The organism is Sulfitobacter sp. EhC04 (genome assembly GCF_001650875.1).
Taxonomy (GTDB): domain Bacteria; phylum Pseudomonadota; class Alphaproteobacteria; order Rhodobacterales; family Rhodobacteraceae; genus Sulfitobacter.
In genome coordinates this window covers 1-11,493 of the sequence record NZ_LXYI01000026.1, presented here as the reverse complement: position 1 = coordinate 11,493, position 11,493 = coordinate 1, and the positions used below count along the sequence as shown (strand labels likewise).

Genomic DNA, 11,493 nt, shown 5'->3' with positions numbered 1-11,493 from the left:
TCGCCGAAACCTGTGGACATATCCTAAATAGAGGCACAGAAATCGCCAAAATAGGCCAGAAGCGGTAATTTCTCTTTTATTAGGGTACTACGACATCTTTGTTGACGAGGTGCTCGAAAGTGGATTGCGGGCGCGCATCGACATTTCGTCCTTGATGAGCGACCTCAACCTCTCATACAGCGACCTCGATCATCTTAGCGCTGAGAGTTTCGCAGCCTTTTGGCTTGAGGTGTCAAAACGCATGGGTGACGAATTTTTTGGCCTTGGTCAACGTCCAATGGCACCGGGGAGCTTTACCTTGATGGGGCACGCTGTGCGTGGTGCCCGCACCTTTGAAATAGCGCTCCGTCGGGCGTTACGATTTCTAAAGGTTGTTGTTGGTGAACCCTATGGTGAGCTACATATCAACGATGGGATATGTACAATCCAGCTACACGAAACAAACGGGTTTCGATCAGCTTTTGCTTATCGAACATTCTTTCTGATCCTGCACGGGCTAAATTGTTGGCTTGTCCGCGAACGCATTCCGTTAAGGCATATCCAGTTCCCATGCCGCGCGCCGTCGGCCAATAACGACTATGGGGATTTCTTCGGTAAACCGGTCACCTTCGACGCGCCCGATGCATCGCTATCTTTTGACACAAAATATCTCAAACGGCCCACACGCAGGAGTGAGAAAGAATTGAAAGTGTTTTTGCGAAGCACACCGGAAACCTTCTTGCGCGGATACCGCCCGGTCCTCAGCCTCAAACGTCAAATCCTTGACATATGCAAAGCGCAAGAGTTATCTCAAATGCCTAGTACCAAAGTGTTAGCTGCCCAGCTTGGTATGTCAAAATCAACCTTGCACCGGAGGCTGCGCGTCGAGGGCCAAGCAATACGCCTCATCAAAGACGAGATTCGCAGATCAAAGGCCGCATATCTGCTCAAGTTCACAGACGCGTCGATTGACGAAATTGCACAATCGGCAGGTTACGCAGAACCCTCTGCCTTTCATCGCGCTTTTCGGGCTTGGTATCAAACGACACCGGGCGAGATGCGTCGAAAACAAAGGCACTTGAAGAACATCTGATGTGTCGTTGTTAAGACATTTAGAGGAGAACCATTGCGGATTACCCTCGTCGTGTCGCCGCATAAAGCCGGTTGGCGATGAGAAAAAAAGCAGCACCTGAGATCACAACAACGGCGATCGCCATTGGTGCAACTGTGAGATATGCAGAAAACCTTATGAATTCGACAGCATAACTGAAGGGGTTTAACGCGCAAATGAAGTACAGCAACTCTGAGCTTTCTCGCATACGCCACAGCGGATAAAGCGCACTGGATAGAAAGAAGAGCGGAAAGATCACAAAATTCATGACAGTTGCAAAGTTCTCAAGCTGACGAATGACAGAAGAGAGCAGCAGACCAAGCGCGCCCAACATCAATCCGACGCTGACGAGCGCGGGCAATATGAATAGATAGCCTGTCGCAGGAAGAGAAACGCCAAAAAGTGCTGCTATTCCAAGAAACGTATAAACTTGGAAAACACCGACCAAAACGCCAGCGGCAAGTTTCGAAAACAGAAGCCACCAACGCGGTAGTGGCGCCGTTAGTAAGAGGCGCATCGGGCCAACCTCACGGTCATAGACAAGCGAAAGCGATGATTGCATTCCGTTGAACAACAGGATCATTCCACACAGCCCTGGCAGGATATAGACTTCATAAGTGATGTAAGTTTGATAGGGCGGAATGATTGACACACCCAGGGCCGCCCGAAACCCGGTGGCAAATATCAGTAACCAGACAAGTGGCCGTACGAGCGCTGATAAAAAACGCCCACGTTGAGTTAAGAAGCGGCGAAGCTCGCGCGCGCTAATGACGGAAAGAGCGACAATAGCATGTTGCATCATTCACCACCCTGACGTGCCGTCAATTCAAGAAAAAAATCTGCGAGGCTTTTCGTATCCGCCATCGCCTTGGACAAGCCATTTGCAAGCACTCGTCCTTGATGCAGGATGACGACCTGATCATCATCTAGGATCTCATCTACCAGATGCGTGGCCCATAAAACGGCCTTACCATCCTTAGCCAATTGGTGTGCATAATCAGTAATGTCCCGGCGCGCCTGATGGTCAAGACCTACGGTTGGTTCGTCCAAGAGCAAGACATCTGGATCATGGATCAAGGCACGCGCAAGTTCCATACGGCGGCGATGACCACCGTTCAAATCACGCACTTTTTCATGTGCCCGTTCTTGCATGTCCATACGCTCAAGCGCGAGACCAATACGCTTACGTGCGTCAGCGCCATGAAACCCATGCAGCCCTGCGAAATAAGTTAGATTGTTCTGAACTGTTGTTTCCAAATCAAGTGTAGGCTGCTGAAACACAACCCCCAAGCGCGCAAGCACGGCTAACGGCTTGCTGTCGAGATCGCACCCTTGCACGTAAATTGCCCCCTCTCTGGGGCGGTTAAGATGGGTTAGCAATGAGAACAGCGTCGACTTGCCTGCGCCATTGGGGCCAAGCAAGGCGCAAAACGTGCCCCCTTCGACGGTCAAAGACACGTTTCGCAGCGCCCATTTATCGCGATACCGAAACCCGGCGTTTTCGACTGAGAGCGCAACCGTCATGCGCGCTCACTCAGGCGCGCTGGGTCCCCTTGTAACGTCAATATACGCGTTGCCAGTCGATGCGCCTCTTCAAGATCATGGGTGACGAGCACTGTTGCCGGACGTGCGTCGCGCAGGAGTGTCTCTGTCAGAGATAGCATATCGTCCCGCAGATCAGGATCTAAAGATGTGAAAGGCTCATCCAGAATAAGAACTTGCGGCGCACTCATAAAAGCGCGGGCAAGTGACAGTCTTCGTTGTTGGCCAAGCGAAAGCTGATGTGGGAATTTTGCGGCATGATCAATCAGACCCACCCGCTGCAACATCACTTCCACCTCGTAGTTGGGACTGCCAGGATGAAACAGCGATAGATTCTTGCGCACAGATCGCCACGGCAGCACGGTTGGTTCTTGGAAAACCAGACCTAGCCTACCAGACCGTTCAACGCGACCATCAAACTCTGTATCAAGCCCCGCAATAATCCGCAGGAGTGTTGATTTCCCAATACCGGACGGGCCGACAATCGCTGTTACATCGCCAGCGCCAAGACGCAGATCAATCTGTCCCAGAACCTTCATATCCGCAAAGCGTTTGGATTTAATTTCGACTGAAATCAAACGGATCTCCATCGACTTATTCGGCGTTCTAATGGTTGCAAGAACAGCCATTCAAAGACCAACATTACAACCACAAAGGACAACGCGTAGACCAGAACCAAAGTGATATCGAAAAGCTGAAAATAGAGATGGATTTGAAAACCGATACCATTTGAGCGCCCTAAGAGCTCGACGACCAGCACGATCTTCCAAATGATCGAAAGCCCTCCTCGGCCGGCTGCGATCAGGTAGGGAGCGAGTTGCGGAATTGCTATGTCCCAAAGGCGGCTGCGCCAAGACAACTCGTAGACCTGCGCCAAATCATCGAGGCTTTGCGACCGAGCGCGCACACCTTCGCGAATGACAACAGCTACATTGGGAACCTTGTTCAGTGTAACGGCCAAGATGGCCGCCATCTCGTTCAAGCCGACCCAGAGGTAACACAAGACAATCAACACAAGGGCTGGCAGGTTTAGAAACAGGACCAACCAAGGATCAAGCCATAGGTTCACTTTTGCGAACCGTCCCATGACGTATCCCAAGACTGTGCCAAGGCTCATCGCAAAAACAAACGCCCAAGCGACCCTGACCAAGGTCGCCGATAAATGAAACCAAAGATCTCCGGATCGCAGCTCGTCAAAGAAAGGGGCTATGAGTCGATCAGGGCGCGGCAACGTATCGGCATCCGCCACAACCATTGCAAGTGCTGCCCAGAAAGCAATCAAAAGCAAGAGTGAAATCACAGATATGATCGGCTTGGATGTCATACAAAACTATTCCAGTGTCAGGAACGTACCGGCTGGCAAAGTTGTCGCGTCACCGACAAGCTTCGTGCCTCCAAGCGTTGCCATGACAGCCAACATCGCGTTCGCAGCGACTTCGTCAACCGGCCCCTCTGGTGGAATACCTACCCGCCAATCGTCGCGCAGTGTAAAGAATTGTGCATCGGAACTCGCGTTCATCCGTGCTCGCAAGTCGTTCCAAGCGGCATCATCTTCCGCCAAAATGGCTTTTGCCGCACGAGACGCAGCATAAAACCCCATCACGAGGTTAGGGTTTTCTGCGACAAACACATCCTTGATTACGTAGCCCAAAAGCGGGGTTGCAGGGTCCAGTCCCAAAGCATCGGCAGCATCTGAAACCGAAATGATCTGACGCATGCCTGCGGATTTCATTTTCGCCAAGAAGTGCCAAAAATTGATCGCACCGTCTATCTCACCGGACAAACCAGATTTGAAAATGAGTGGCGGTGCGCCGTAAACCTGTTCGGTAGATGCGACCAGATCAATACCATATTTTTGCTGCGCATAGGCCCTGAGGATCAACCAACTCTTGTCTAAGGGGCCGCCTGCGATACCAATTTTTTCGCCCTTTAGGTCAGCAAGAGTTTGCACCTTGCTATCGGCCGAAACGACAAGCCCGCCGACGGCCGTTGAATATGGAAAAGTGGCATATCCTTTACCGGCGGCACGTTGCCGTGCTGTCCAAATCCAATCCGCGACAACGACATCGGCCTCGCCGCCTTGAAACGCGATCCGGGTTGCATCGCCCCCTGCATAGCCTTGCACCACAAGCTCGAACCCATTTGCCTTGTCCAGTTCGAGACGCTTGATGGTATCAAGTTCCCAATTGACGGTGCCGATCTTAAGAACAGCGACTTTGAGCTGAGGCAATTCTTCCGCCCGCAACACCGCGGGAGAGAGAAGTATGAAGCAAGCGAAAGTAAGCAGGAGGCGATACATCTTGGCTATTCTCAAATCTATTGGATCTGGATATTGATTTTCTGGGATTCGCCACGCGACCCCGGCACCTTCAACACATAACGTCCCGGTTTGATTGCAACGAAGGACAGCTCCAACGTGCCAGCGTCATCGAACTCGAAACTATCGATTGCCATGGGGCGCACTTCGATCTCGTTGATTACGATCTCATCCATCCAAATTGCACGAAAAAAGCCAGGACCGTGTAGCGCGAGCTCCGCTGTCCCATCAGATGTAATCATCATTTCGTAGTATGCACCGGATTCAAGAACCACGTCTTCGCCCAAGGCTTTACCTGATCCAAGCGTGAGTGCGATCTCTTCGCCACGATTGCAGTTCGCAAATAAGCCGGAGAATCCGAGATCATCACAAAGCGGCTCCGCGACCGCGACATTCGCAACGAGTGCGAAAGAGGCCGCAAGCAGTGTTGTCGTCATATTCATTGACTTCATCATTTTCATTTCTCCCTTAATTTAATCCGTAGGCAACAGCGACGCCCCAAGGTTGTTGACCCACTTGAATAGAGCGCAGAGCCTCTTGGCGGGCTACGTCAATAACAGTGATGTCGTTGCTATTACCATTTGTTGTCAGCAGGTATTTTTCGTCAGATGTGAAAGCGAGTTGCCAGACACGCTCTCCGACGAGGATGTATTTCTCGACCTCAAGTGTCTCGGTATTCACAACCGCAACCCGGTTTGATGGGCCGAGGGCAACGAATAGCAATTTGCCGTCTTTGGTTACCAAGCCACCGACGGGTTGCAGCCATTCGGTTTGCACCCCCGGAACGTCAAAGCGAATTTTGCCAACTTCCGTTGGTGATCCATCGCTTGCGATATCAAAAACAGTTACCGTACCCCCGATTTCGGCGGTCACATAAAGCCGTTTTCCGTCCTGGCTATAGCCGGCGTAGCGTGGCCGTTGGTCGACCAAAGCGTTATAACGGATAACATTCGTTTCAGTGTCGATGAAATGAGCCATATTGGTGGTCTCAGAGGTGTTTACCACGAACTTGCCATCCGGACTTACGGCCATCCCCTCTGGTTCGACACCAACGGGCACTTCTGCCAATACTTCATGCGTTTCGGTGTCGACAACGGTGACAAGGTTGTCATCCTCGTTCGCGACGTAGAGCCGCTGCCCACTTGGGTCGAGAACAAAAAGCTCTGGGTCGGGACCAGAAGGCAACGTGTGAATCTCTTCATAAGTGGCTGTGTCGAAGACGCGCACGAGGTTGTCGTCAGACGCGCACACATAGAGCTTTTTCCCATCAGGGCTAACGATGATGCCGCGTGGCCGCAGGCCAGCATCGAACTCGGTCAAAACCTCCCAAGTCGTCCCATCAATAACCGACACAGTGTTACCACGTTCATTACTTACAAAAATGCGGTCAGCCTGAGCAGTTGACGATAGTGCCGCAAACGCGAGCGCGCAAATGAACTTCATCGTTGATCTCTTTCAAATAAGTCGCAGACACTTTCAGGACGATCGAGGCCTAAAGTGTCGAGCGGTGAAAATTGGTGCAAAAACCCTTCTTGCGGCGACACAGATGCATTGATCCGCCCGTCATAAAGCAAGACAGGCTGTCGCATTTGACCGTTCCAATTTCGAAACGTCACAGGTTGCCCTTTGAACGCTGCAAGCTCAAACTCCTCGCTCAACATGAAGCTCCGCAGCTCCGCTGGATCATTCACGCCGGTCCGCACAACGGCTTCTCCGATTGCGCGCAATGCAAGCCAGGCGTCATAATCCGCTTCGGTAACATATCGGCCAGCAAGCTTGTCGAACCGCGATTGAAACTGCATGCCGCCCCAAGATTCTGTTGCTGGGTTGAAGCTGACAGGACGTAGACCGGCCGCCCCCATTGTCGGTCTTGGGGTCCAAAGGTGAAATGGGAGATATGGCGCAAAAACATCTGAGGCATCTGCGGCAATCACCACATCATGGTCTTTCGGATTCTGCACCAGTACCGGAATTTGGCGCTGAACAGCCACGTGCCCAGTATCTGCGCGGCGTGCGCCACCAGTGTCGAGGATTTCACGCTCATCTGTGATGGACAGCCCGAACTTTTGTGCGGCACGCCGATATTCATCCGCAAGTGTGATATCGGAAGGGTTCGACCCATATACAAGAAACCAACGCTTCCACTGTTTAACTGCAGAAAATTGCGCCACCGCATCTGCACGCATCGCCGCACTGGGCGTGATATGGAGCATATTGGCACGACAGTCCGCCGATCTTAAGCGGGTGTCTGTAGCTGCGATATTTAGAAACAGCAGATCAGAGGCTGAATCCGCCGCAGCAATCAGTTCGGCGGCGCGCGCTGACAGGGCAATTATCCCAAAGCCCTCTGCCCTCAATTCTGCAACCCGGGTCAACAGATCTTCGCTCGCAACGCTGTCTGTTTCCAACTCGTAAGAATGGCCCATGAACTGTCCGGTCGTCGCGATATCTTGCAAGGCAAGCTCTGCGCCGGCAAAACCGATATCTTGCGCTTTTTCTTCGAGACGGGATATGGGCCGAAGCTCGGGGTAGTCGACCCGTACCATCGCCATTTTTATCTCAAGCGCTGAAGCAGACATGGCAGACACTGCCAATAGGCTGAAAAGCGTTAATGCCGCGATCAGACGCGGGGTCATTCGGCAACCATCAACATTTGCATGGTGATTCCTTTACTAAGTTCTGTGTCCTGCGGTGCCAAATAGGTTAGCCCTACTTCTTGCGCCAATTCGACGAACCGCCCTAACGCAAGCAGCTCTGAAATTGCCTCATTCAACTGCGGCAGGTCTGGATTCTCTGAAAGAACGGCGATCCCGATATCCAAGCCGATGGAATGGCGCCAATCCGCAAGCCGAAGCTGCGTAAATGGATTTGCCTTTAAGTATGAATCGAAGGCCAAGACATCTACCATCGCTAGATCAAGCCCCTCTTTCTCAACATTCCATAGAAATTCTGTGCCGGGGCTCATCGTAACGAGGTTGCCGCGTTCACCGGGCTTGGTGCGAAGCATCGCGATCGTTCCCGAAAGCGTATTTTCCTGCAAAGCTAAGCGCCGACCAGCCAGATCGCTCGGCCCTGTCGGTTCCGGCGTTCCTTCGCGGTACACCATGCCGACCTGAGTACGCATGTAGCCGTCAGAGACATCAATCGGCGACACATCAACGTATCCTACCAATCGTTGAGACAGCATCCCAGTTTCTAGAGACATCTCGCGTGGCATACCCAACCATCGAGGAAGAACTGCGCGCTCATAATCTGGCACTCCAACTGCAGAGACTAACCGCGGATGTCCCGGCACAATATCGCACAAGCCGAAACCCAACATCGCGTAGGTTTCGCTAAGTGGATTGCTTTCCTCGTCAAGTTCATTTTCATACCATACGGGTTCCAGAGTTTTCCCCATGGAAGTCGCTATTTCTTGAGCCACCCGAAAATCGAAACCGCTGCCGCCTGTTAAGCGCCGTCCGGCCAAAACCCCCGCATTGCGTGGCAGGCAAGCGCGCAGGACGTCATCATTGGTTTCGGCGCTAGAAGCTGCTACCCATAAGGGCGACACCATCAATAACGCAGCCGCGGTGATTTCCCGCAACATGCTTATATTACTCAGATTTTTCACTTTGACCAGCCACTTCCTGCGGCACTTCAGCGCCATCTGGAAATGATTGCGTACCACCACGGGTGGCAACATAGACCCATAGAGCATCAATTTCTTCTGGAAGAAGGATATCACCCCATGCGGGCATGTCCCCTTTTCCGTTCCGAACAGTGTTATAAAAACCAGTCGGATTGTCTGTTGGCCACTTCCGAAGATCGTAGGTCGTTGTCCCTGCGTTCACCATCTTCAAGCCATGACAATGCGAGCAAAACGATTTGTAAGCTGTTTCACCAGCCGCAAAGAGAGGATTCTCTTCGTCAGCGAATGCTGGCGCTCCGAAAAGCGCCAGCATTGCAACAACACATGAGTATTGCTTCATGGTTTCTTTCCTTGGGGAAGCGCAAAGGTCCATACGGCCCCGCCTGCAGGAGTACTTGCAAGATTAGGATCACCTGTGAAAGGTATCCAAGCACCGCCGCTCCCAACAGAAAGCGAGACAAATTGCTGGCCGTCCAATTCATAAGTCACAGGCTGACCAATAATACCGGTCCCCACATTGAACTCATACAGCTTCTCGCCAGTCTCTGTTGCGAACACCTCAAACATACCAAATTGAGAACCCGTGAACAGAATATCGCCGCCCGTCGACAAGATCCCCGCCATACGAGGGGATGGGTCTTTTGTTGACCACTTGACTTCACCCGTCAGCGGATCAAAGGCGCGCAGGCTACCGGCGTATTCTTCGTTCTGCACCCAAGAAAACTCAGCGCCAAAGTAGAATGTGCCTGCCCGATAGTTAGGCTCAACCGCCTTGTAGTTCATCCCATGACTTATCGAATTGATGAAGGCCGTATTGGTTTCTGGGTTGAATGACATCGGTGCCCAGTTCTTACCCCCGAAGACCGACGGCCAGATTTCCACCTCTTCGCCAACACGTGCTTTTTTAGATAGCTCGGTGTCAATCGGGCGCCCCGTCTCCAGATCGATACCCTCGGCCCATGTTATCTTGTCCACAAACGGATCAGCGGAGATCAATTTGCCATTTTCTCTGTTAAGGACGTAAAAATAGCCGTTGCGGCTGGCTTGCATGATAACTTTCTGGCCATCCAACTCCGCCATCACCAGCTCATTTGTAGCGTCGTAGTCAAACGGATCATTTGGATTGAACTGATAGTGCCATTTGATCGTGCCGGTCTTGGGATCAAGCGCCAATGCTGACAAAGTATAGAGGTTGTCACCTGGGCGGATACCTGCATTCCAAGGGCCGGCGTTTCCAACACCCCAATAGACCGTATTCAGCTCTGGGTCATAAGTTCCTGTCAACCAAGCAGGGCCAGAGCCGCGGGTCCATTCATCACCCTCAGGCCAGGTCTCTGAACCAGGCTCTCCGGGTGCGGGAATGGTGTATGTGCGCCACAACCGATCGCCGGTCATTGCATCATAACCTTCGATGTAGCCGCGAATGCCATATTCTCCGCCAGAGATACCAACAATGACAACGCCGTCAGCAACAAGTGGGGCAACCGTGAAAGAATAGCCTTCTTTGAAATCGATGGAATTTACCTTCCAGATCTCTTCACCGGTCTCAGCATCCATAGCCAGGACATTTGCATCCAATGTAGTGCGGTACAGCTTACCATCATAAAGAGCTGCGCCCCGGTTCACGATACCACAACACACCACGCGAGGCGTTTCTGCCCGATAATCGACGGTCGTCTTCCAAATCTGTCGGCCAGTGCGAGCATCAAGCGCCATCGTTGCGGCGTGGTTCGTGACATACATTACGCCGTCTTTAATCAGCGGAAAGCTCTCCTGCCCGCGACCGTCGTTCATGCTATAAACCCACTGCGGCGTGAGTTCGCCGGCATTCTCTGCCGTGATTTGGTCAATCGGACTATACCGTTGTTGGCCGTAACCCATACCATAGGTCAAAACGTCGCCAGGCGTAGCCATGTCGTTGATAAGATCGTCAGCCGATTGCGCCGTTGCGGTGCCAGCAAGCGCGATCGCAAATGCGATCGTTGAATAGGTCGTTTTCATTTTTCCTCCCAGCCAGATACCTCTGGCAAATCCTAATGTTTTGGCGGCCCTTGAGATCGGCTTCGTTTTGTGGAAATTTTAGTCGCCACCCTTTTTTAAAACGCAAATCTCATGGGGCTAACTCCCGCTTATAATGTGCAACCCGAACTGAAGAAAGTCTTGGACATCGATGCCAAAGTCTTTGCAGATTGCGCCAGAATTTTCATGGCATACCCAAATCAACGCGCATTGCATTTCTATGCGCGGCCGTCATCGTGCAAGGATCTGGGATAAACAGTTGATCACCAATGGCCTCGTACTCGAACACACCCAGACTATGGCTGCATCTGTCTGACGTCAGCGCCTATGGGTCCAAATAGGCCGATTTGATAAGAGAGTGTTCTTGGCTCATCGTAACCACCGAGGAGTGGACAATGAGAAAGACAACTAAAAGCCCTGGCGAGAAGATCGTCAAAGATATCAAGCGCGCAACGCGCAAGCATTATTCATCCGAAGAAAAGATCAGGATTGTGCTGGACGGCCTGCGCGGGGAGGACAGCATCGCTGAGCTGTGTCGCGTAACATTTTCTTCTGCTCACTCGTCAGAGCGACCTCATCTCGGCAAGCCGACTAGCAAATGAGCAAATGAGTCGTTCAATTAAGAAGGAAGCCCATACGTGCCGCACAAGTCAAAGACAGATTTTCTACGAGGCGTTCGCGAATTCAACCCGAGTGCCTATGGCACCCCAGGTACGGCGAAGGAAGCAGCACGCCTGAAAGCCAAGGTTGATGAGTACGACGCTCAGTCCGGAGGAACTTGGAATTACGACAGCCTTTATTCAACTTGCATATCTCATTTAAAGTAACCGCTCCATTGCTACTGTCACTGGGGAGTGGAAAAGCCTTGGGGATCATGCCGCCCTAAGTAGCCCT

At 52.0% G+C, this 11,493-nt stretch carries 12 protein-coding genes and 1 pseudogene; 2 read left to right on the top strand and 11 right to left on the bottom strand.

Translation table 11 applies throughout. From position 1 onward, the window contains the following. Window positions 1-109: 109 nt before the first annotated feature. The gene (locus A8B82_RS12760) at window positions 110-1,072 is read left to right on the top strand and encodes an AraC family transcriptional regulator (RefSeq protein ID WP_082899294.1); all 963 of its coding nucleotides are present in this window, start codon (window positions 110-112) and stop codon (window positions 1,070-1,072) included. A gap of 40 nt (window positions 1,073-1,112) precedes the next feature. Here the strand turns inward: A8B82_RS12760 and A8B82_RS12755 are convergent, their stop codons facing one another. The 11 genes from A8B82_RS12755 to A8B82_RS12710 are packed head-to-tail and all read right to left on the bottom strand — an operon-like array spanning window position 1,113 to window position 10,581. Further along, the gene (locus A8B82_RS12755) at window positions 1,113-1,889 is read right to left on the bottom strand and encodes an ABC transporter permease (RefSeq protein ID WP_067292973.1); all 777 of its coding nucleotides are present in this window, start codon (window positions 1,887-1,889) and stop codon (window positions 1,113-1,115) included. Continuing rightward, the gene (locus A8B82_RS12750; protein ID WP_067292958.1) at window positions 1,889-2,614 is read right to left on the bottom strand and encodes an ABC transporter ATP-binding protein; all 726 of its coding nucleotides are present in this window, start codon (window positions 2,612-2,614) and stop codon (window positions 1,889-1,891) included. Before A8B82_RS12750 ends, A8B82_RS12755 begins: the two co-directional genes overlap by 1 nt. Next, complete coding sequence (locus tag A8B82_RS12745) at window positions 2,611-3,261, bottom strand: ABC transporter ATP-binding protein (RefSeq protein WP_235604690.1); 651 nt, start codon at window positions 3,259-3,261, stop codon at window positions 2,611-2,613. Before A8B82_RS12745 ends, A8B82_RS12750 begins: the two co-directional genes overlap by 4 nt. Continuing rightward, a complete protein-coding gene (locus A8B82_RS12740; RefSeq protein ID WP_067292956.1) occupies window positions 3,207-3,956 on the bottom strand; it encodes an ABC transporter permease in 750 nt (249 codons plus the stop codon). Before A8B82_RS12740 ends, A8B82_RS12745 begins: the two co-directional genes overlap by 55 nt. 6 nt (window positions 3,957-3,962) lie before the next feature. Then, window positions 3,963-4,931 carry an ABC transporter substrate-binding protein gene (locus A8B82_RS12735; protein WP_067292967.1) on the bottom strand — a complete coding sequence of 323 codons (969 nt, stop codon included), beginning with the start codon at window positions 4,929-4,931 and terminating at the stop codon, window positions 3,963-3,965. 17 nt (window positions 4,932-4,948) lie between these two features. Then, window positions 4,949-5,386: a hypothetical protein gene (locus A8B82_RS12730; RefSeq protein ID WP_067292964.1), complete on the bottom strand. Its 438-nt coding sequence runs from the start codon at window positions 5,384-5,386 to the stop codon at window positions 4,949-4,951. A gap of 31 nt (window positions 5,387-5,417) precedes the next feature. Continuing rightward, the gene (locus A8B82_RS12725; RefSeq protein ID WP_067292953.1) at window positions 5,418-6,392 is read right to left on the bottom strand and encodes a PQQ-dependent catabolism-associated beta-propeller protein; all 975 of its coding nucleotides are present in this window, start codon (window positions 6,390-6,392) and stop codon (window positions 5,418-5,420) included. Next, the gene (locus A8B82_RS12720) at window positions 6,389-7,585 is read right to left on the bottom strand and encodes an ABC transporter substrate-binding protein (protein WP_067292951.1); all 1,197 of its coding nucleotides are present in this window, start codon (window positions 7,583-7,585) and stop codon (window positions 6,389-6,391) included. The genes A8B82_RS12725 and A8B82_RS12720 overlap by 4 nt, the downstream gene beginning before the upstream one ends. Then, window positions 7,582-8,538 carry a substrate-binding periplasmic protein gene (locus A8B82_RS12715; RefSeq protein WP_235604689.1) on the bottom strand — a complete coding sequence of 319 codons (957 nt, stop codon included), beginning with the start codon at window positions 8,536-8,538 and terminating at the stop codon, window positions 7,582-7,584. Before A8B82_RS12715 ends, A8B82_RS12720 begins: the two co-directional genes overlap by 4 nt. 7 nt (window positions 8,539-8,545) lie before the next feature. Next, window positions 8,546-8,920: a c-type cytochrome gene (locus A8B82_RS23595; RefSeq protein ID WP_201120806.1), complete on the bottom strand. Its 375-nt coding sequence runs from the start codon at window positions 8,918-8,920 to the stop codon at window positions 8,546-8,548. Next, complete coding sequence (locus A8B82_RS12710; protein ID WP_067292945.1) at window positions 8,917-10,581, bottom strand: PQQ-dependent dehydrogenase, methanol/ethanol family; 1,665 nt, start codon at window positions 10,579-10,581, stop codon at window positions 8,917-8,919. Before A8B82_RS12710 ends, A8B82_RS23595 begins: the two co-directional genes overlap by 4 nt. Before the next feature lie 413 nt (window positions 10,582-10,994). Between A8B82_RS12710 and A8B82_RS23590 the strand changes: the two are divergent. Further along, window positions 10,995-11,138: pseudogene (locus tag A8B82_RS23590) on the top strand (IS3 family transposase); the annotation flags it as partial. Between the last annotated feature and the right edge of the window lie 355 nt (window positions 11,139-11,493).